The sequence below is a fragment of the Halobacteriovorax sp. JY17 genome (genome assembly GCF_002753895.1).
In the GTDB taxonomy this organism is placed as follows: Bacteria; Bdellovibrionota; Bacteriovoracia; order Bacteriovoracales; family Bacteriovoracaceae; genus Halobacteriovorax.
The window spans coordinates 931,984-951,994 of the sequence record NZ_NJER01000001.1 but is presented as its reverse complement, the minus strand read 5'-3'; the positions used below and the strand labels follow the sequence as shown (position 1 = coordinate 951,994).

Annotated in this window: 19 protein-coding genes and 1 pseudogene; 15 read left to right on the top strand and 5 right to left on the bottom strand. The window is 37.0% G+C overall.

Features of this window, described 5'->3' with window-relative positions; all coding sequences use genetic code 11:
- The 7 genes from CES88_RS04260 to CES88_RS04230 all read left to right on the top strand — a co-directional run bounded on the left by CES88_RS04260 (position 1) and on the right by CES88_RS04230 (position 5,228).
- Positions 1 to 798 carry an enoyl-CoA hydratase-related protein gene (locus CES88_RS04260; RefSeq protein WP_290731416.1) on the top strand — a complete coding sequence of 266 codons (798 nt, stop codon included), beginning with the start codon at positions 1 to 3 and terminating at the stop codon, positions 796 to 798.
- The gene (locus tag CES88_RS04255; protein ID WP_290731414.1) at positions 798 to 2,297 is read left to right on the top strand and encodes a biotin carboxylase N-terminal domain-containing protein; all 1,500 of its coding nucleotides are present in this window, start codon (positions 798 to 800) and stop codon (positions 2,295 to 2,297) included. The genes CES88_RS04260 and CES88_RS04255 overlap by 1 nt, the downstream gene beginning before the upstream one ends.
- The gene (locus CES88_RS04250) at positions 2,294 to 2,773 is read left to right on the top strand and encodes an acetyl-CoA carboxylase biotin carboxyl carrier protein subunit (protein ID WP_290731412.1); all 480 of its coding nucleotides are present in this window, start codon (positions 2,294 to 2,296) and stop codon (positions 2,771 to 2,773) included. Before CES88_RS04255 ends, CES88_RS04250 begins: the two co-directional genes overlap by 4 nt.
- Entirely contained in the window at positions 2,774 to 3,694 is a 921-nt protein-coding gene (locus tag CES88_RS04245; RefSeq protein WP_290731410.1) for a hydroxymethylglutaryl-CoA lyase, read from the top strand.
- A 1-nt stretch (position 3,695) separates the two neighbouring features.
- Entirely contained in the window at positions 3,696 to 4,505 is an 810-nt protein-coding gene (locus CES88_RS04240; protein WP_290731407.1) for an enoyl-CoA hydratase-related protein, read from the top strand.
- 64 nt (positions 4,506 to 4,569) lie between these two features.
- On the top strand, positions 4,570 to 4,920 hold the full coding sequence (locus CES88_RS04235; protein WP_290731405.1) for a hypothetical protein: 351 nt from the start codon (positions 4,570 to 4,572) through the stop codon (positions 4,918 to 4,920).
- The gene (locus CES88_RS04230) at positions 4,917 to 5,228 is read left to right on the top strand and encodes a hypothetical protein (protein ID WP_290731402.1); all 312 of its coding nucleotides are present in this window, start codon (positions 4,917 to 4,919) and stop codon (positions 5,226 to 5,228) included. The genes CES88_RS04235 and CES88_RS04230 overlap by 4 nt, the downstream gene beginning before the upstream one ends.
- A 62-nt stretch (positions 5,229 to 5,290) precedes the next feature.
- Here the strand turns inward: CES88_RS04230 and CES88_RS04225 are convergent, their stop codons facing one another.
- A complete protein-coding gene (locus CES88_RS04225; protein ID WP_290731399.1) occupies positions 5,291 to 7,342 on the bottom strand; it encodes a UvrD-helicase domain-containing protein in 2,052 nt (683 codons plus the stop codon).
- 401 nt (positions 7,343 to 7,743) lie between these two features.
- Here CES88_RS04225 and CES88_RS16645 point away from each other — a divergent pair.
- The 3 genes and pseudogenes from CES88_RS16645 (at position 7,744) to CES88_RS04205 (ending at position 10,572) form a co-directional block, all read left to right on the top strand.
- Positions 7,744 to 9,180 (top strand): annotated as a pseudogene (locus CES88_RS16645) (FumA C-terminus/TtdB family hydratase beta subunit).
- 13 nt (positions 9,181 to 9,193) lie between these two features.
- Positions 9,194 to 9,895, top strand: coding sequence for a CoA transferase subunit A (locus tag CES88_RS04210; protein WP_290731390.1), 702 nt, complete (start codon positions 9,194 to 9,196; stop codon positions 9,893 to 9,895).
- Positions 9,896 to 9,912: 17 nt separating this feature from the next.
- Positions 9,913 to 10,572, top strand: coding sequence for a CoA transferase subunit B (locus CES88_RS04205; RefSeq protein WP_290731387.1), 660 nt, complete (start codon positions 9,913 to 9,915; stop codon positions 10,570 to 10,572).
- Between the two features lie 63 nt (positions 10,573 to 10,635).
- On the opposite strand, the gene CES88_RS04200 is transcribed toward CES88_RS04205, so the two are convergent.
- Positions 10,636 to 11,403, bottom strand: a complete 768-nt coding sequence (locus CES88_RS04200; protein WP_290731385.1) for a hypothetical protein — start codon at positions 11,401 to 11,403, stop codon at positions 10,636 to 10,638.
- 63 nt (positions 11,404 to 11,466) lie between these two features.
- Here CES88_RS04200 and CES88_RS04195 point away from each other — a divergent pair, with 63 nt between their 5' ends.
- The 4 genes from CES88_RS04195 to CES88_RS04180 all read left to right on the top strand — a co-directional run bounded on the left by CES88_RS04195 (position 11,467) and on the right by CES88_RS04180 (position 15,750).
- Positions 11,467 to 12,624, top strand: a complete 1,158-nt coding sequence (locus CES88_RS04195) for a S8 family serine peptidase (RefSeq protein ID WP_290731382.1) — start codon at positions 11,467 to 11,469, stop codon at positions 12,622 to 12,624.
- 61 nt (positions 12,625 to 12,685) lie between these two features.
- Complete coding sequence (locus CES88_RS04190) at positions 12,686 to 13,633, top strand: hypothetical protein (protein WP_290731380.1); 948 nt, start codon at positions 12,686 to 12,688, stop codon at positions 13,631 to 13,633.
- A gap of 109 nt (positions 13,634 to 13,742) precedes the next feature.
- Positions 13,743 to 14,387 (top strand): ABC transporter ATP-binding protein, encoded by a 645-nt coding sequence (locus CES88_RS04185; protein WP_290731377.1) that lies wholly within the window; start codon positions 13,743 to 13,745, stop codon positions 14,385 to 14,387.
- Positions 14,377 to 15,750: a hypothetical protein gene (locus CES88_RS04180; RefSeq protein WP_290731374.1), complete on the top strand. Its 1,374-nt coding sequence runs from the start codon at positions 14,377 to 14,379 to the stop codon at positions 15,748 to 15,750. Before CES88_RS04185 ends, CES88_RS04180 begins: the two co-directional genes overlap by 11 nt.
- 9 nt (positions 15,751 to 15,759) lie before the next feature.
- On the opposite strand, the gene CES88_RS04175 is transcribed toward CES88_RS04180, so the two are convergent.
- Positions 15,760 to 16,230 carry a hypothetical protein gene (locus CES88_RS04175; protein WP_290731371.1) on the bottom strand — a complete coding sequence of 157 codons (471 nt, stop codon included), beginning with the start codon at positions 16,228 to 16,230 and terminating at the stop codon, positions 15,760 to 15,762.
- A 162-nt stretch (positions 16,231 to 16,392) separates the two neighbouring features.
- Here CES88_RS04175 and CES88_RS04170 point away from each other — a divergent pair, with 162 nt between their 5' ends.
- Entirely contained in the window at positions 16,393 to 17,001 is a 609-nt protein-coding gene (locus CES88_RS04170; protein ID WP_290731368.1) for an outer membrane beta-barrel protein, read from the top strand.
- A 21-nt stretch (positions 17,002 to 17,022) separates the two neighbouring features.
- Here the strand turns inward: CES88_RS04170 and CES88_RS04165 are convergent, their stop codons facing one another.
- Both CES88_RS04165 and CES88_RS04160 read right to left on the bottom strand, forming a co-directional pair.
- A complete protein-coding gene (locus CES88_RS04165; protein ID WP_290731365.1) occupies positions 17,023 to 17,601 on the bottom strand; it encodes a hypothetical protein in 579 nt (192 codons plus the stop codon).
- Positions 17,601 to 20,006, bottom strand: coding sequence for a hypothetical protein (locus tag CES88_RS04160; RefSeq protein WP_290731362.1), 2,406 nt, complete (start codon positions 20,004 to 20,006; stop codon positions 17,601 to 17,603). The genes CES88_RS04165 and CES88_RS04160 overlap by 1 nt, the downstream gene beginning before the upstream one ends.
- Positions 20,007 to 20,011: the final 5 nt, after the last annotated feature.

Sequence of the window (20,011 nt, the reverse complement as noted above, 5' to 3'; positions counted from 1 at the left end):
ATGAGTGAATTATATCTATATGAATGTGATGATCGTGGTGTGGCCACGATTACTTTAAATAGAGCAGAGATCCACAATGCGTTTAATGATGAGCTTATCCTAGGGCTGACAAGTCGGTTTCAAGCGATGAACGAAGACTCAGAAGTTCAGTTAGTTGTTCTTACTGGAGCGGGTAAGTCTTTCTGTGCAGGAGCAGATCTTAATTGGATGAAGTCTATGATCGACTACTCTGAAGAGGAAAATATTAAAGACAGTCAGGCGCTCTCTGATCTCTTTCAAACAATTAATAGTTTTTCAAAGCCAGTCATTGGGAAAATCAATGGAGCTTCTCTTGGTGGTGGTGCGGGCCTAGTTGCTGTGTGTGACTACGTTATCGCTAGTGAAAAAGCACTCTTTGGTTTTACGGAAGTTCTACTTGGACTTGTTCCGGCAGTAATCTCTCCTTTTGTTATAGCAAAAATCGGAGAATCAAATGCGAGAGCAACTTTTCTAACTGGTGAGAGATTTGATGCTGCCAAAGCTATGTCACTTGGGCTTGTTCATCAAGTAAGTCTTGAGAGACATTTTCACAATGACACAGAAGAGTTGGTTAAGAAATTTCTAAAGGCCGCTCCAGGTGCTCAAGTCGCAGCTAAGAGTTTAATTAGTAATGTTGTGGCCCTTTCAAATACAAGTTATGAGCAATTATCAAAGTATACTTGCGAAACGATTGCCAAGAGGCGAGTTAGCGCCGAAGGCCAAGAAGGGATGAATGCTCTTCTTGAAAAGAGACGTCCTAATTGGAAGAAGGATTCCTAATGAGTAATGAGATCTTAAAGAAAATTGATAAAATTTTAATCGCTAATCGTGGAGAGATTGCTCTTAGAGTAATGAAGAGCTGTAAAGAGATGGGAATTAAGTCTGTCTCTATTTATACAGAGTCTGAAAAATCTTATCCACACACATTCTTAAGTGATGAGAGCTTCTCTCTTGGAATGGGGCCACTTAGTGAGACTTACCTTAATCATGAGAAGATCATTGAGATTGCAAAGGTTAGTGGAGCTAAGGCCATTCACCCTGGTTATGGTTTTCTCTCGGAGAACTCTGTGTTTGCTAAGAAGGTCACTGATGCTGGACTTATTTTCATTGGGCCTACTCCTGAGAGCATGGAGATTATGGGTGATAAGAAAACATCTAAAGTAGAAATGGGAAAAATTAAAATCCCTCTGATTCCAGGATACCATGGTGACGATCAGACGGAAGCTACTCTAAAAGCAGCAGCAGTTGAGATTGGTTTTCCAGTTCTTGTGAAAGCTTCTGCTGGTGGTGGTGGAAAGGGGATGAGAGTTGTCTGGAAAGAAGAAGAATTTAGTGATGCTCTAGCTTCTGCTAAGAGAGAGGCCTTGAATTCATTTGGTGATGATATTGTTCTCATTGAAAAATTTATTCAAAATCCAAGACATATAGAAGTTCAAGTCATGAGTGATACTCATGGAAATCACTTACATTTCTTTGAAAGAGAGTGCTCTATTCAAAGACGTCATCAAAAAGTTGTTGAGGAAACGCCAAGTCCTGCCCTTGATGAAAATCTAAGAAGATCAATCTGTGAAACAGCAGTGGCGATTTCTTCCGGAATTAATTACAAAGGTGCAGGAACTGTAGAGTTCATTATGGACGCTGACGGAAAGTTTTTCTTTTTAGAGATGAATACACGTCTACAAGTAGAGCATCCAATTACTGAGATGGTGACTAATAGTGATCTGGTTAGGCTTCAAATTCTTGTGGCCGCAGGTCTGCCACTTCCAATGAAACAAGAAGAAATCACTCAGAGTGGTCATGCTATTGAAGTGAGAATTTATTCAGAAGACCCTGACAATAACTTCATGCCGGCCATTGGTAAGATTGGTCATGTTGGCGCTCCAACGTTAAATGGTGTTCGTCTTGATAGTGGTTATATTGACGGTAACGAAGTCACTATTGATTTTGATCCAATGCTCGCCAAATTGATTTGTTGGGGAGTGGATAGAGATAGTGCCATTAGTAAAACTCTACATTCTTTAGATGAGGTCATATTTCTTGGAGTGAAAACAAATAGAGACTACTTAAAGAGAATCGTTGATACAAAGCCTTTTAGAGAAGGTGATACATTTACTCATTTTATTGAAACTTATAGTGAATTATTAAGACCAGTTGATTTAGAAGATAGAGAAGTCGCGGCTGCAATTGCTGCTTTCTTGGCCGACTCTCAGACTGAGAATAGAGTTAGTTTAACTGGAGATTCATCGTGGAGCAGATTACAAGGATTTAGAAATATATGAAAAAGAAATTAATCGTAAATTCTAAGGAAGTTGAAATTGATCTCTCTCTAAATAGAGATGGGAGAGTTGAATTTACTTTCAATGGAGAGCACTACTCATTTTCTAATAGAAGAGTAGATGATGTTAAGAGCTATATTTCTGGAGATTTGAATACTCTTGTTTCTCACTTTGAGAATAACTTCGTTGTTGCTGGTAAAGAGTTAATAATTGAGTCGCCACTTAGAAGTAGATCGAAGACTAGTTCTGGGGGCGCTGGACATATGCAGTCTCCAATGCCAGGGAAAATTCTCCAAGTCTTAGTTAAGGTTGGTGATAGTGTTAAAGAAGGGGATTCTTTAATTGTTATGGAGGCCATGAAAATGGAGCATACAATTAAGGCCAATTCTGATGGAAAGATTTCGGCCATTCACTTCTCTGAAGGACAGCAATGTGCCGGAGGCGTTGATCTCGTTGATCTAGATCAAGAGGAAAAATAAATGTTTAATAAATTACCAAAGAGCGCACGTATTATTGAAGTAGGACCTAGAGATGGACTACAAAATGAAAAAGTTATTTTAGAGTGTGCTCAAAAAGAGAAATTTATTGATATGCTGGTAGATGCTGGACTTTCAACAATTGAAATTACCAGCTTTGTTAGAGCAGACAAAATTCCTCAAATGGGTGATGCCTCAGAGTTATTTAATACTATTAAGGGGAAACCTTACTTTGGGAAAATTAATTCCCCATGTCTCGTTCCTAATGAGAAGGGAATGGAGATTGCTATTAAAAATGGTGTAGCTGAAATTGCCATTTTTACTGCAACGTCTGATTCATTTAATCAGAAGAATATAAATGCAACGACGAAAGAATCCCTTGAACGTTTCATTCCAGTTGTTAAGCTTGCAAAAGAGAATGGAATTAAGGTCCGTGGCTATATTTCAACTGTCTTTGGTTGTCCTTATGAAGGAGAAACCTCTGTTGAAGTTTTGATGGACACATTGAAAGCTCTTAAAGAGATGGGGTGTTATGAAATCTCTCTTGGGGACACAATTGGAGTGGCCAATCCTCTACAAGTAAAAAATATTCTAGAGCGTGTCTTTAAAGATTATTCACCAAGTGAAATTTCAATGCACTTTCATGATACTCGTGGTCTTGCTCTGGCGAATATTTTGGCCTCTCTTGAAATGGGAGCGATCAACTTTGATAGTTCTGCCGCTGGTCTTGGTGGCTGTCCTTATGCAAAAGGAGCAACTGGAAATGTTGCAACTGAAGATGTGGTTTATATGCTTGAGAGTATGGGAGTATCAACAGGTGTCGATATGAAGAAGCTCGCTGAAGCGTCAAGATATATACTTCAGGAACTTAATAAGACGACGGCATCTAAATATCTCACCGCTTATCTCGCATCAGGAAAGTAATATGTACTCTAAAGAATTTAAAGATCTCATTGTTGAAAAAGAAAATCACACACTGATTTTAACTCTAGATAATATCTCTATGGCCAACGCTATTACAGATGAGATGATTGATTCTTTAGAGGAGGTGCTATCTCTTGCTGATGATGATGATTCTATTCGTTGTATTATCTTAACTGGAGCAGGGAAATTCTTCTGTGCAGGAGGAGATATAAAGGCGATGGAATCAAAGAGCGGAATGTTCGCTGGAGAGTCTAACGAGCTTAGAAAGAGATATACTAGAGGTATACAAAGAATTCCTCGCGCCATCGAATCTCTAAGCACTCCTATCATTGCGATGGTTAATGGGGCGGCCATTGGAGCAGGTTGTGATCTTGCGATGATGTGTGACTTGCGAGTTTCAAGTGAGTATTCAAAATTTGGAGAAACTTTCTCTAAGCTCTCTCTTGTCCCAGGTGATGGTGGAACATTCTTTCTTCAAAGAGTTATTGGTTATACTCGTGCTATGGAAATGTTTCTAACTGGTGATATTTATAGCGGTGAACAGATTAAGGAAATGGGACTTAGTAATTATCAAGTTGAAAGCTCTAAACTACTAGAGTTTACAAAGAGCTTGGCCTCTAAAATCTCAAGTAATGGTCCTGTTGCTATTTCACTTACAAAACTTGCCCTTAAGTCTGGACGAACTTCAGGTCTCAATGAGCAGTTAGAACTTCTAAGTACTATGCAGGGAATCTCTCAAAGAACTGAAGATCACTTCGAAGGGGTTAAGGCCTTTAAAGAGAAGAGAGATCCTAAATTCTTAGGAAGATAAGCTAGAGTTGACAGAGAAGTTTTAAAATTCAACAATAGATTGTAACCACAAAAAACTGGAATCTATGAAAAGAAGTACAACTCTATTTATTTTCTCTCTGTGCTTTCAATTCGTTTCATGTTCTCAAATCCATTATACTTCAGCTGGAAATATTAATGCTTATATTGCTCCTCAAAAAGGGCATAATCGCAAGGCTTCAAATCTAGGAAAGAGAAACTTCTATCTTTGGGGAATGCTTCCTGCAATTCATACTGTAAATGTTGATAACGAACTCGCCGATGATGGAGTTTTCTCTGCGGCCAGAGTTGAAGTTCGTGAGTATCAGGAATTTATGGATGTCTTTTGGACATATGCAACGCTTGGTCTTTATAAACCTGTTCGTTTTGAAATTAAAGGTTATGGAGTGAGAGAGTGAAGTATCTTCTTATTTTATTCTTACTTACAAGTTGCTCCCATTCTCTAACCTTAAATCCCAAGGGATGCTACTCCAAGGGTCTTGTTAAGGAACATGAGAGCGAAAGTCTTATCCTCAAAGATACAATCATTAGTTTTGGTTCTGAGAGTGAGAAGTATCTAGAGAAGATTTTAGAAAAAAAGAAGATCGACTGTAAGAAGGTTAAGAATATGAATTATACATTTAAGCAGGGACCGTTTGATTCTCTTATAAGTATTCTTCCTCTGGTTAGTGTTAGGACATTGATTATAAATTATACGTTAGAATAAAAAATAGGGCCCCAAGGATGGGATGCTTCTAGCTTCGGCGAAATGGCCATGGATGGCCATTTTTAATAAATCGAATCGTCATCAAGACCATCAATTAGATTGGCAAAGAAACCTTTCTTATAATCATCGGCTTCTTCTTCGGTCATATGTCCAAAAGTCGTTCTGTCTTGATGGACGCAGAATCCATCTTTATCTAGATCATTTATAAAGCGACTAACGAAGCGGGGAGTTTCCTTTCCGTAAATCTTTCTTTCTTTGCAGTAGGTCATAATAAGCTTTTGCTGTGCTCTTGTAATTCCCACATAGCAGAGACGTCTTTCTTCTGAGATATCTTCGCCATTTTTAATTGTATTCTTGTGAGGAAGACTTTCTTCTTCAACTCCCACCATGTAGACGGTGTCGAATTCAAGCCCTTTAGAAGAGTGAAAGGTCATCATAGTGACTTCATTCTTTCTGATATCGTCATCTTCATCTTCTTCTGTATCTTGATTATCTTGTAAGAGAAGCTTTTCAACAAAGTTCTTAAGCGTGGCATGGTTACCATTATACTTAACAAAACGCTCCGCCGATTCAATGAAGAAATTGACGTCATTTCTTCTTCTCTCTACTTGCTTGGCGCTGTCATAAGACTTCTCAATGAATTGATAGAAGTTTATATCTTCAACGAGTTTACTAATTGCCTGTGGAAGAGGATGTTGCTCGAATACTTCCTTGAACTTTGTGATAGTTGCGGTAAATTCACTAATTCTAGTTGCTCGATTAGGGTCCACGTCAGGATACTTGTAGAGAGTATCGTAGAGAGAGAGACCTTCGGCCTCTGACTTTTCTAAGTACTTCTCTAAAGTTCTTGAGCCAATACCTCTATTTGGAACATTTAAAATTCTTCTTAGCTGGAGTTGATCTTTAGGATTTAAAATAACCGTGAGGTAGGCCATGAGATCTTTAACTTCCTTCTTTTCATAGAATTTCTGTCCACCAATAATGGTGTAGGGAATTTGATTCATGCGAAAGATTTCTTCAAATGGCTGGGCCTGAGTATTGGATCTATAGAGAACTGCAATATCTCCTAAGTGACCACCTCTTGATTGATGCTTTGAAATTTCATCAGCAATCACTTCGGCTTCATGTTCTGTATTGGCCATAGACCACAAGAGAGGTTTATCAGGACTCTGCCTCTGAGACCAGAGAGTCTTATCTCTTCTATTGGTATTTTCTTTAATAACTTTATTGGCAAGCTCTAAGATAGGGCTAACTGAGCGGTAATTTTCTTCTAACTTAACAACTTTTGCACCAGGAAACATTCTCTCAAAACTTAGAATATTTGTGATATCAGCACCTCTAAAAGAGTAAATTGCTTGATCATCATCTCCCACCACACAGAGGTTATTGTGAGTTGAGGTTAAGCCTGAAATTAAATCAAATTGAAGAGAGTTTGTATCTTGGTATTCATCGACCATGATATACTTAAATTGTTCGGAGTACTCTTTTGCTACTTCTGGAAAGTCTGTAAAAAGCTTTACAGTGAGAAAGAGGATATCGTCAAAATCAATGGCATTATAAAACTTCAATTTGTCTTGGTAGAATTCATAGACATAGAGAGTTGCGTGGTCATATGGGTCTTCGTCATCAAAGTATTCGCTATTAGCGTAGTCGTCGGGACCAATACCTTGATTTTTAAGTTTTCCAATTTTAGACATAATTATTTTCTGATCAAATTGCTTTCCTGCCTTAAAGCTCTTTAAGGCCTCTCTCATAATTGAAGATTGGTCAGCTGAATCATAAATAGAGAAGTTTTTGTGATAACCGAGTTTAGCAATTTCTTTTTTTAGAATCTTCACTCCAAGGGAGTGGAAGGTTGCCATTGTAAGGCCACGGGCCTTTCTCTTTCCAAGAAGTCCGATAATACGTTCACGCATTTCTTTGGCGGCCTTATTGGTGAAACTTACTGCTAAGATTGATTTTTGATTGATGGCAAGGTTATCCACCATATGGGCAATTCTATAGGTAATTGTTCGTGTTTTTCCACTACCAGCGCCGGCCAGAATTAGTACTGGTCCCTCAATTGTATCGGCTGCTTGTCTCTGTGCAGCATTTAAACCACTTAGTGAAATCATAAGCTACACAATAGCCGAAATGGGAACCTTCGCCAATGACAAAGTAAGAATATAACTAGGCAATAACTAAGGCCATTGTTATACTTTTCGCAAACTGAAATTGCTTAAAATTACATAAACTCAATAAATTATAGAGAAGAGGAGTCTGACCTATGGCAAAGAAGAAAGTGGCCAAGAAATCTACTAAGAAAACGGCTAAGAAATCTACTAAGAAAGTTGGGAAAAAGACAGCTAAGAAAACGACTAAGAAAGTCGCTAAAAAAGTAGCAAAGAAAGTAACTAAGAAAAAAGTCGCAAAGAAAGTAACGAAGAAGAAATCAACTTCCGCCGTTAAAAAGAAAACAACAGCTAAGAAAATAGTTAAGAAGGCCATTAATCCTGATAAGGTTCTCTTCGATTCAATGCTAGAGTTAATCAGAATTACATCTGCAGAAATTCCAGACGATATTCAAAAAGTTGTTCTTGAAGCTCTCGCTAGAGAAGAGAAGAATACTACTGCTGAATATGCCATGGGTATTATTAAAGCAAATATTGAACTTGCTAAAAGAAAGTCGCAGCCACTTTGTCAGGATACAGGAACAATTCTCTTCTATATTTCTCACCCTGCTGGATTCAATCAAACGAAGTTTACTAAAGTTGTTCATAAGGCCGTTGTTAAAGCAACCGAAGTTGGTTACCTAAGACAAAACTCTGTTGATTCACTTACAGGGAAGAACGAGACCATGAATATTGGTCCAGGTCATCCTGATATGCACTTCCATGAGCATTCAAAGAATACTGTTGAAGTTAAGCTCATGCTTAAAGGTGGAGGTTGTGAGAATGTTGGTGCTCAATACTCTCTACCAAATACTGCTCTTGAAGCGGGACGTGACCTTGATGGGGTGAGAAAAGTTATCCTCGATGCTATTGTTAAGGCACAGGGAAAAGGTTGTGGACCAGGAGTCCTTGGAGTCACAATTGGTGGTGATAGAGGAGCGGGATATGTCTTCTCAAAAGAACAACTTCTAAGAAAATTAGATGACACAAATTCAGTTCCTGAATTAGCAGCACTTGAAAAAGATATTGTTGAAACGGCTAATAAGCTTGGTATTGGTCCAATGGGTTTTGGTGGAAAGACAACTCTTCTTGGCTGCAAAGTTGGAGCGCTCAATAGACTTCCTGCAAGTTTCTTTGTTTCTGTGTCGTATATGTGTTGGGCCTACCGTAGACAAGGTGTAGCGCTTGATAAGTCTAATAAAATTAAAAGCTGGCTTTACTAAGAGGTAATAATGAAAAGAATAGATTATCCATTTAATAAAGAACAAATTAGAGAGCTTCGTGTCGGCGATATGGTTCTCATTTCTGGAAAAATGTATACTGGAAGAGACGCCGTTCATAAGAGATTACACGAAGGTGTAAAACCTCCTGTGGATTTTAATAATCAAATTATTTATCACTGCGGTCCCGTTGTTATTCAAGATAAGAAGTCTGGAAAGTATGAGGTTAAAGCAGCTGGGCCTACGACTTCAATTAGAGAAGAGCCGTACCAGTGGGAAGTCATGAGAGATCATGGAATTCTTGGTGTCATCGGCAAAGGTGGCATGGGTCCGAAAACTCTTCAAGGGTGTATGGACTATGGCTGTGTTTACTTTCACGCGATAGGCGGAGCAGCTCAAGTTTTAGCAGAGAAGATTGAATCAGTTGATGATGTATTCTGGCAAGATCTTGGTTCACCAGAGGCGATTTGGGAATTAACAGTTAAAGACTTTCCAGTTGTTGTGACAATGGACTCTCATGGAGGATCACTGCACGCAGAAGTAGAGAAGAGTAGCTCAGAGAAGTTAAAAGAATTTCTTTAAAGAAGAGGTTAGTATGAAAGGTTTAAATAAAGTTGTTAATACTTATGAAGAAGCCCTAGAAGGGCTTGCTAACGATCAACTTCTGATGGTTGGTGGTTTTGGTCTTTGTGGAATTCCTGAAGGTCTTATAGATAAAGTCGCTGACTCAGGAGTTACTGGACTTACTTGTATTTCCAATAATGCAGGTGTTGATGGTTTTGGTCTTGGAAAACTTTTAGAGAAGAGACAAATTAAAACGATGATTGGATCATACGTTGGTGAAAACAAGCTCTTTGAAGAATTATTCTTAAGTGGGCAAATGGAAGTTATTCTGACTCCTCAGGGAACTCTTGCTGAAAAAATTAGAGCAACTGGAGCTGGGATTCCTGGTTTCTATACTGCCACTGGCTACGGTACTCAAGTGGCAGAAGGCAAAGAGACAAAGGAATTTAACGGTAGAATGTATGTTCTGGAAGAGGCCTACCCAAAAGCAGACTTTGCACTGGTAAAAGCTTGGAAGGCAGATACTCAAGGGAATTTAATTTTTAGAAAGACTGCTAGAAACTTTAATTCAATGATTGCTACGGCAGGAAAAATTACCGTCGTTGAAGTTGAAGAGATTGTTGAAGCAGGTGAGCTTGATCCAAATGAAATTCAAGTTCCAGGTATCTACGTTAACCGCGTGATCAAAGGGAAATTTGAAAAGAGAATTGAGCAAAGAACAGTAAAACAATAATTTAAGTAGGTGATGATATGGCATTAAGTAAAGAGCAAATCGCGCAAAGAATTGCGAGAGAATTAAAAGACGGATTCTATGTAAACTTAGGAATTGGAATTCCAACTCTTGTTGCTAACTATGTTCCATCTGACATTGAGATTATGCTTCAATCAGAGAATGGACTTCTTGGTATGGGAGAATTTCCTACTGAAGAAAATGTAGATGCAGATTTAATCAATGCAGGTAAGCAAACTGTTACTTGTGCAAAGGGAGCATCATTCTTTGACTCGGCCGATAGCTTTGCAATGATTCGTGGAGGACATGTTGACCTGACGGTTCTAGGAGCTTTTGAAGTTGATCAAAGTGGAAATATTGCTTCTTGGATGATTCCTGGAAAATTAGTTAAAGGAATGGGCGGAGCAATGGATCTTGTTGCTGGCGCTGAAAATATAATCGTAGCAATGACTCATGCAAATAAGCATGGTGTTTCAAAAATTCTTAAAGAATGCTCTCTTCCTCTCACTGGTGTTCAGTGCGTGAAGAAAGTTGTCTCTGATCTTGCAGTTCTTGAACTCATTGATGGAAAGTTTCACCTTCTTGAAAGAGCTCCTGGAGTATCTGTAGAAGAAATTATTGAAAAGACTGAAGCTGAACTTGTTGTTAATGGTGATATTCCTGAGATGACTTTTCAGTAAAGAAAAAATATACCCGGCTCTAAGGTTTCTTTGAACCGGGTTATATTGAGAGAGACTTATTTGCTATAGATCACCACAAGACTCTTCAATAGATTTATCTCGATCAAATCTCTTCGTCTCAAAATTATATACATAAGAAGTTTTCCACTCAATACAGTGAAGTGGTTCTGCAAAATTTATATCCGTTGGTCCTAGCTCTCTTGGGATTTCTGTTGTTTTATAAATACATGTTTTAAAAGCAAGGTTTGTATTCTTTGCTTCATTACCAACATGGAATGAAGTTGATGGAAGATCTGAAACGTAGAGCTTTGGGTAAGTAGGGTATTCTCTTAACAAGTAGTGCTCATTATTTTCACTAAATGAATTAGGGTTCTCATTCCAGCGATAGTATTCGTGACGACTATCGTTTACAATTGAGCTATTATAAATAGGGTCCTTATCGATGGAGTCGATTTCCCAATCTGAGTGAATGAATGGTGCGTATGAATCAAAGAATTTTCTAGATATTCCTCTTCGTTTTACTCTCTTTCCATTCTTATCAATACTTTCATTGTACACACATCCTTTGATAAATTGAACAACGGCGTAGTCTTCGAGATGTTTAACACTTTCCGTTTCATAAGAGATATAGGCATTGGTTCCAAAGTTTTGTTCTTTGTTTCGAGTAACTACATAGTCTGAAATTTGAACACTGAACTTCTTTAAGCTACAGGAGTTATTTCTTTGGCAATTTGTATTTGATATTTCTCTGTCTAGAACAATACTTCTTTGAACACCGGCGCTAATATTTACGCTCATTAAGATTAACATTAGGGATAATGAATTCTTCATTTGTGCTCTCCTCTTACTTAATTTATGGAGGAGTATAGCTGGAATAATACGAAAGATGACGCATTGTGTAAAGATTTCAAGAAAGAGCATTTCCCTGGAATTACTGGTAAAATCCCTCTGAACTTAAAAGATTCAGACTTAGGACTACTAATGATTAAGGCCATTTTTTCAATATTTCTAGTTACTTCCACTATGGCATCAACAAATGATGTAGAGAAGATTATTAGTAGTAATTCTCTCCTAATAAATGATTTTAAATATGTGAGATCTCTAAATATTAAAAAGAAAATTAAAATCGCAGTTATTGGAGATTACGTTCATCCCGAAGAATTTGAAAGTATAAGGGCTAATTTAGATGAGGTCGAAAATAATGGAATCGATGATGATGGGAATGGTTACATCGATGATTTCTATGGTTACGACTTGAACTCTAGAAATGGAAAACTTAGAACTCCGGTTGTTGGTGGTCATGAAAATGGTATCGTCTCTATAATGGATGCAATCATTTCTGAATATAACTTAATTGATAAGGTCGAAATTATTCCAGTCAATATTTATTCATTTGATGGAAAATTCGACGACTTTAGGTTTAAGAAATTGGCCGATTCAATTGACTATTCTCTGGCCCGTGGAGCGAAGATTATTTCAATTAGTCAGGGAGTATCTCTCTATAATAAGTATTCTTTTAGATTCATCGATAATGATTATGAAAAGTCTTTGAATTATGTTCAAGCAGCCGTTGAAAGAGCGAGAAAGAAAGGTGCCATTATTGTAGGTTCTATTTCTAACGACAACTCTAGAGATCATGTGAAAGAGCCTTCAATCCCTGGAAATTTAGAAAATGTTCTATCGGTAGCAAATGTTGATGCTCATGGAGTAATCCAAAGTGGATATGGTAAGAATGTTGAGATCGCTTATTACGGGACAGATATCTTTGTATGGGAAGGGCGTTGTGAGGAATTTATAAAGGGATTTAAAGGCGAATGTACTGAACTCAAGAAAACAAATGGTTTTAAGAGTGTTACAGGAAGTTCTCTTTCGACTCCAATCGTTGCTCTATCTCTTGGGATATTGAGTGCCACTGGAGTGGAGATTGAGATGAATGATGAATTTAAAAATCGTCTTCAGAGCTCTTGCTCAAGAAGTATTAAAGCGAATCGCAATGTGAAGTCGAAGTGTATTTTCTCTCCGGGAAAATTCACAGAATCTTACTTGAAATAAAATACTCGGTTGTATTATTTACAACTGTTACAGTCTCAAATATTACCTATATGGAGAAAATATGAAGTCTTCTATTTTAGCTTTAACGATACTTTCAATTAGTCATTCTTCCATGGGGGCAAGTGTTACTAATATGGTAGATTGGTTTAATAAGTATGAACGTGGAAAAAATCAAGTTGTTAATTATGAGTGCTTACATAAGACCGTTTACCGTAACGAATCTGGAGAATGGACCGAGATTCATGGAAGTTCTTCTGGTAAATCGAGCATCAATTGGAGTGAAGAAGGTTTAAGATCTATCCGTAGTAGTTCAGCAACCTTCTATCCTCGGAGATCACTATTTGAAGATAAAATTGAAGTTGAGTATGTACCACTTTCAAATGGAAACTTATTACATAAGGTTATAGGTGAATTGTCTCTTCAGCCTGAGAGTGGAGAAGAAATTAAGGAAAAGTATACTTTGGAAGATGAGTATAAATATGAAGAGGGAGTTATTTCGCTCGTTTCTAGTATTTACAATGGTAAAGAAGATAACATTTCTAAAGAAGAAACGGTCTACTTTAAGGATCCTTTTCAGACTAAGTGGAGTATTGCAAAGAAGAATTCATTTACTGAAAAAGATGAGAATGGAGTTGATAAAAAAACCACTCAATATAAGAATTGCTCTTACTTTATTGAAGGAGTGAAAGATTATTCAGAACTCATTCCAAGTATAATCATTGGTAAGTGGAGAGGGCATTTTTCAACTGAGAGTGTTAGTATTTCTTCATTAAACTTTAAAAGCTCAAAAGATATTGAAGTTGAATTAAATGACGGTAGTATTGTTAAGGGTTCATATTTAATTACTAAGAATAGATTAGATCTTCTGCTAGAGAATAGTAAAAAGATCTTAAAGTTAGATATTGAGTTTGAAGATAGAGGAGAGTTTTCAATATTAAAGAAAGAGGGATCTAGTCAGTACATTAATTTTAGTTTATTCAAGAAAATTAGTGATGATGAAGTTAACTAGATATCTATCAAAAACTCAATAACTTGGCACTGGGGACTGTCATAAGTACCTAAAATTTAAATATAAATTTCTTTGTATTAGGATAGGGAGAACCTTTGGAGTTTTCCCTATGTCGAGTCTCGTCTCTATTAAAGACCTTAGTTATAAATACCCCATGGGTGGAGAGATTTTTGAGTCCACAAACTTTAATATTTCAAAAGGAGAGTTCAATGTTCTTCTTGGAAAGAATGGTTGTGGAAAGAGTACTCTTATTCACTTGCTCTTAGGTCATCGAACACCTACACAGGGAGAAATTAAAGTCTTAGGCCTTAATCCAAAAAACAATAAAATAGAGGTTAGAAAGAACTTATACTTCATGTCCCATCTTATAAACTATGATAAGAACGCATCGATTCACTTCATTTTAAATCTCTATAAACTTCTCTACCCAGGCTATAGTTTAGAGAAAGAAGAAAAACTTCTTGATCTCTTTGAGCTTAGTAGAAGCACTTGTGTAAGTGAACTCTCTCTTGGTCAAGCTTGCCGAATCCAACTTGTTGCAGGGGTAAGTTCAAATGCTGAACTCTTATTGATAGATGAGGTTACTGCTGTATTAGATCCCTTATGCCGAAAAGATTTTACAAATGTCTTAATTGAGGAGGCAAGAGAGGGGAGAGGTATTTTAATGGCCACGAATATTCCTGACGAATCTGAAATCAACGCTGACAATGTTTACTGCGTAAAGAATAAAGAGATTAAAACTTATGAACCGTAATCTAGTAAGAAATATTATTCTTGAAAGACTTAGAGATAATAAGAGGGTCTATCTAGATAGATTTATATTATTTCTTGGTTCATTGATTTTATTTACTCCTTTTATGTTCTTCTTTGGTTCAACGTTCTTTGGAATTTGGGTTATATTATTTCTTATTCTTGATCTAGCTGTAATTGCGAAGTCTTCAAGGATTTTCTTGTTTAAAATTAATGGAATCCCCCCCCTGGTCGTTGATAGTTTTCCATTAACTAGTTTAGAGAAGTTTTCCATTAGCTTTGTTTTTAATCTTATTGATTACTCCCTAATTATTGCTGCTGTGTCGGCGGTCGCAAATATTTTTCTTTTTGAGGTAACTTCTGCGCTTGAATTAATGGCGTATATCCCGCTACTATTTCTTCAGTTAGTATTTCTCTTATCTATTCCGTATGCCTATAAAGTTATTGATATTGATCTAAGAAGATTTGAGTCACCTTTGAAGTCACTGCTTAAAAAGATATTAGTGTTGGTTTTATTTTTAATATTTATTTTTTCAATAATTATTACTTTATCTTCTGCTTTAGTATTTCTCTTAAATAAAGAAACCTTGGTTCAAATTACAAGTTTTATAGACTCACCAGCCTTCTTTATTGGAATATTTCTTTCCATAGATATTTTCTTTCTTAGAAAATATATTTTAAATGAGATGACCTTTGATGAGCACGAATCGGGGAAGATTGTTCATGGTCAACTTGAAATGAATATTCTTCCCTTATTGAAAGGTGTCCTCATATTTCTACCTCTTGCAGTCGTAACAGTTTATCTCTCTTATTTAAATAGCTCTAATAATTATAATTCTTATCTCATCTATGAAAGACTTGTAGGACATGAGAATTCTATTAATAAGCTTTATAAAAGTGAGAATACTAAAGAGAGTATTGAGAAAATTAGGAGTCGTGATTATATAGAGGCCAAAATGAATTGGTTTACTGATAAAATGTTGGTCTCTTGGACAGTTGAAAGTGATAAATTAGAAATTTTAAAAGGAATCACTGCTTCTAATAGGGAAGAGATGACTTCTGAGATTTGCAAGAGGGTCTTAAAAGATAAGAGTGAGTGTGGTTATTTCGAAGTGTCAAAGCTTGCTACTTACTATGGAGCTAGATCACTCATGGAATACTTTAATAGCTCTTTGAATAATGAAGAGAGAAGGAAACTTCTCGTGGGCTCAATAGAAAATTGTAAGATTGAAGGGGTTCAGTTCTATGCTAATAAGCTCAATATTTCTCTTGTTGATAAGAAGTATGATGGGAAGAGTATCCTAGGGAAACTCTTCTCCTTAAATGGTAAGAATTGTCGAAAGAAGGTGGAAAATATTCTACTCTAATTCTTATCACTACTCACAAAGCTCAGGAAAAGGAGCAACTGGAAGTGAGTTACTTGGTACGCATTGACCTTCCCAGATGGCCTCTCCTGTTTGTGGGTTACCGATATATGTTGAGTAGCCCATAAACCATGTGACGACTTTTTCATGTCCTGTAAGTTCTAATTCATTCATAAGAAGCTCTGGAACTTGTCCATCGACAGAGTAGCACCAACCGTGTGAGCGCATAAGTGTGTCGCTTAAGATCTCCATGGCGTCTAATCCAATAGGAGAGTTCATAAGTTGTGAGATTCCATAATCACTTGAGAGATTTTGTATATTATTTTTTGCAAGGACTTCTAAACTTAATTTACCTACTGTCGGGTAACTATCTGTAACTATTGTTTCAAATACAGGCTTCTTTGAACAAGAATCAATTATTTCAAATTTCAGAGCATTTGTATTAAGACTTAATAATAGGGATAAGCTAACTAAGTACTTCATTTTATTTCCTTTCTATAGATATTTCTGTGATTTATACTATAATGGATAAAGATTGTTCACTAATTGAAGAATTTACAAATGACTCAATTAGATTGAAGTTATTTGTCATAATAAACACAAAAGGTCCACGGTTTGGACCAGTAAATAATTTATGGAGGATATATGAAAAATATCAAAATTATTTCCCTTTTTTCCTTACTACTTTTTACATCACAATCATTTGCAGGCGTTCTCGTTGAACCATTTCTTGGCTTTGGTATCGGTTCTGGTGAGTATGTATCTGGTGCTCAGACTGCTGACAATAAGTACACAGGCCCTCAATTTGGAGCAAGGCTTGGTTATACGGCGCTTGGGTTCATGGGTGGACTAGAATATAGAAAGACTTCTGGATCTCTTAGTTACGATAAGCACTCCGGTGGTGGAGTATGGGCCAATAGTGGAACTGATCAAGATTATTCAGGAACTGAAATTGGCGCTTTCATTGGTTATGAACTGCCAATTTTACTAAGAGCTTACGTTGGTTATACTTTTAATACAAAGTGGGAATTGGATAAGAATGGTACTTGGATTGGTGCTGCTAATGATGAGCTAAGTGGTAATACAACAACTCTAGGTGTTGGTTTCACAGGGCTTCCATTTGTAAGTTTAAATGTTGAATTTAGAATGATTGAACTTGATAAATATAAGAATGTTAGTGCTGGAACTGAAACATCGGCCGACTATAGTTCAAATGAAGTTGTGCTTGGTGTGTCTCTACCTCTTGATCTATAATTTTATTTCACAGCTAGACCCTTATGGGTCTAGTTTCTTTTTAATCGAAAAACCATTCCCACCATATTCAAAGTTCGTTCTATTCCAAACGGATAATTGCTTACCTGTCTGAGCATCAACTTGTGCTTCAAAACTATTTGGTGGAGAGTCTTTATCCTTTTGAATACTTACTTGAACTTGCTCTATATAGGTAGCTTTACCTGCAATGACTCTTATCATTCCACTATTCTTTTTTATGAGAACTTTACTATCAGGATCTAACTTACTTAGAAGATCATTTGCATAAAGTCTCTTCCAATCTGTATTTGGTCTATTTAAGTAGATTGTATTCTTAGTAATCTTTCCAAGAATAATTCTATTAGTTTTAGAGTCTTTAGGCCTTGGTATTGAAGCAGGTGTTCTTTGATTCTTAGGTTCAACTTCTGCAACGATACGAGCTTTCTTCTTTTCTCTATTTGTTGTTCTATGAACATTGACTCCTTGAGGGGATTTATAATAAGTCTGCCAATTCTTATCTTCATTATGAGTCATGAATTTAACAGTTAAATACACTGGGACAGAGAAGATTGTAATAAAGAGAATAATTTTAAAAATTTTCATTAATCAATTACCGTAAATTGGAAGTTAATAATTTTAAATGGATCAGCTCCAGAATATTTATAGTCTTTATACTCGTCTCCAACTTGTTCAAATGGAGTGTTTACATTTGGAGAGTAGGTATTTCCTGTATCCTCAGTTCCTTTGTTGTGACAGTCTTCACAATTTGTGAAAGCGACTCTTAGTCTACAATTCACTGTTGTTCCTGGAGGAACAGAAGGGCTAACTTCTAGGAAGAAGATATTGCTGGCCTTAAATTCATTGTCTCCATCGCTATCGACTAGAGACTCGGCCCATGTCTTCTTTGGATCAAGTCTTGAGTACCAAGCAACGTCAGCACCTTTTGGCGCTCTGATTAGGCAGTCTTTTGTTTCACTTGAACCACCTAAGCACTCAGTTGCCTCAATAGCTTTTGAATTCATAAAAGTTTCTTGGTTTACCCAAACGGCAGCATCATCTTGAGTATCTTGAAAGAAGCAAACAGGTTCGACTGTTTGATTATCTAAAACACCGACTCCATTATCTAGTGCTTCTTGGGCGCAACCAGGGTGAGTAGAAGGAGTGACTCCTCCTTGGCTTGTGCTAGGAAAATTATCACTTAAATTATTACAAGGCTTACCATCTTGCATGTGATCCCAGTCGTTGGCGAGAATTCTAAGTCCTGCCATTGTACTATTGGAATTATTGTAGAGATTTAGTAATACTCCGACGAGTTCTCCCGGACTAATTTGTCCATTACCATTATTATATTTTAAGTTTCCATTTTCAAAAATAGTATTACTTAGCGAACCGTCAATAAAGCCATTTGTTAAACTCTTGGCCGCAGCGTTCATATCTGTATAGCTATCAAAGATAAAGGCGGTGGATTTTCCAGCTCTATTGTCTACAATCACTTGATTCTTTTTTATAAGAACTGATTTTTGTCTATTGAGTTCTTCTACTTTTTGTAAGGATTCAGCAAGTGATCTACTTCCGTTAATGTCATAATTCTTAAAGAGAAGGAGTCCGTAGTCATCTAGTAATTGCTCTAATCTTTGAATATTGTAAGAGTTGAAATTACATAGAGCAGAGTCTGTGGCCACTGAAGTTTTTACGAAGCGAGCAAATGTTTGAGCAAATCTTCTAAAAGTAACTGGCTTGTTCTTTTGAAGCCATTCTTTCGCATTCTCAGGCGTATGATTAACACCATAGCTTCCTGCGCCTTCTATTCCATATGAAGAAAAGTCTCCAAGATAGGCCATTGTTTCCATGAGGAGTCTGAAAGTAAAACTTCTTGCATGACTATTATCAAATGAGCATGCGTTTTGAAGATCTTTTGTAAACGCCACAAGAAAGTGTGACATGATCTGTCCTGCGTAGTGTATTTCTTCAGCATTTTCTTCAGGGTTATTTGGATCGTAACTTAAGTATGTCGGATATGAAAGTCTTCCTTCTGATGTTTCACTAACTCCTGTTGCGTGGAGGTCATCACTTTCACTCATTGGGCGACTTAATTTTAAAAACCTACCCATGGCCCATTCTCCAATGTGCGCACGTCCTGTCATATAGTAACTAAAGAAGTCGGCCAGACCTTCGTTGATTGCCTTACCTTCGTCATAGGCAAAGTAGCCAAGATTTGATTCGATAGCAACAGTTCCACTTGCTCTTGTTCTAAAGTTCATCGCATTGTGAACAAGAGCATGTCCTAGTTCATGATAGAGCGTTGTAGGGTCTTGAACAAATTTTACATTCGTATAGAGATCATCAAACCCTAAGCAAATAGAGTAAGTTGATGGACTAAAGAAGGCGTTATTTGGAAGGTCATCACAGAGGGCATATCCTCTAAGTGGTGAGGAGTCCCAAGTCGCTCCACTATTAAATAAACTCATTGGTATTGATGTTGGAAGCCCAGTAGCTCCAGGTCCATAATAAGAAGAGTAGGTTGTTCCTAAGTCTAGATTGTACTTTGAAATCATCCAGTCCATATGAGTAAACATTTGAACTTGATCAAACTCAACTGTGCTTGCATCAAAGGCCCATTTCTGACTCGTCGATTGGTAGAGTGGTGAGATATTATCTTTTTTCACTTCAAAGCATTGAGGATCATTAATACAGGACTTTTGTAAGTACTGAGCGTTGATTACTTTATCTTGTTGAGTCTTAAGAAGACTATTTAAGTTTACTGTGTGATCAAGAGCGGGGTTTCCTGAAAGAATGATAGGGTTGTCGTGGAGAACACGTCCAAAACCTATATTCACCGAAGCTGGAGTATTAGCAACACCTGCTGCTCCAGCAGATCTCTTGCCTCCACCACTTTGGCTTGGAACACAAGAAGTTAGAAGTAGTGTAAAAACGACAAGAGCAGACAAATTAAATGTCCGCTTACTTGTTTTTAAATTGAAAGTTCCGTTTCTTTTTAAATCATCCATGTATT

Coding starts and splice junctions, on each gene's coding strand:
- CES88_RS04180 (WP_290731374.1), top strand. CDS start 14,377: ATGAACCGTAATCTAGTAAGAAATATTATTCTTGAAAGACTTAGAGAT.
- CES88_RS04200 (WP_290731385.1), bottom strand. CDS start 11,403: ATGAAGAATTCATTATCCCTAATGTTAATCTTAATGAGCGTAAATATT.
- CES88_RS04175 (WP_290731371.1), bottom strand. CDS start 16,230: ATGAAGTACTTAGTTAGCTTATCCCTATTATTAAGTCTTAATACAAAT.
- CES88_RS04240 (WP_290731407.1), top strand. CDS start 3,696: ATGTACTCTAAAGAATTTAAAGATCTCATTGTTGAAAAAGAAAATCAC.
- CES88_RS04235 (WP_290731405.1), top strand. CDS start 4,570: ATGAAAAGAAGTACAACTCTATTTATTTTCTCTCTGTGCTTTCAATTC.
- CES88_RS04260 (WP_290731416.1), top strand. CDS start 1: ATGAGTGAATTATATCTATATGAATGTGATGATCGTGGTGTGGCCACG.
- CES88_RS04190 (WP_290731380.1), top strand. CDS start 12,686: ATGAAGTCTTCTATTTTAGCTTTAACGATACTTTCAATTAGTCATTCT.
- CES88_RS04245 (WP_290731410.1), top strand. CDS start 2,774: ATGTTTAATAAATTACCAAAGAGCGCACGTATTATTGAAGTAGGACCT.
- CES88_RS04170 (WP_290731368.1), top strand. CDS start 16,393: ATGAAAAATATCAAAATTATTTCCCTTTTTTCCTTACTACTTTTTACA.
- CES88_RS04250 (WP_290731412.1), top strand. CDS start 2,294: ATGAAAAAGAAATTAATCGTAAATTCTAAGGAAGTTGAAATTGATCTC.
- CES88_RS04185 (WP_290731377.1), top strand. CDS start 13,743: ATGTCGAGTCTCGTCTCTATTAAAGACCTTAGTTATAAATACCCCATG.
- CES88_RS04225 (WP_290731399.1), bottom strand. CDS start 7,342: ATGATTTCACTAAGTGGTTTAAATGCTGCACAGAGACAAGCAGCCGAT.
- CES88_RS04210 (WP_290731390.1), top strand. CDS start 9,194: ATGAAAGGTTTAAATAAAGTTGTTAATACTTATGAAGAAGCCCTAGAA.
- CES88_RS04160 (WP_290731362.1), bottom strand. CDS start 20,006: ATGGATGATTTAAAAAGAAACGGAACTTTCAATTTAAAAACAAGTAAG.
- CES88_RS04165 (WP_290731365.1), bottom strand. CDS start 17,601: ATGAAAATTTTTAAAATTATTCTCTTTATTACAATCTTCTCTGTCCCA.
- CES88_RS04205 (WP_290731387.1), top strand. CDS start 9,913: ATGGCATTAAGTAAAGAGCAAATCGCGCAAAGAATTGCGAGAGAATTA.
- CES88_RS04255 (WP_290731414.1), top strand. CDS start 798: ATGAGTAATGAGATCTTAAAGAAAATTGATAAAATTTTAATCGCTAAT.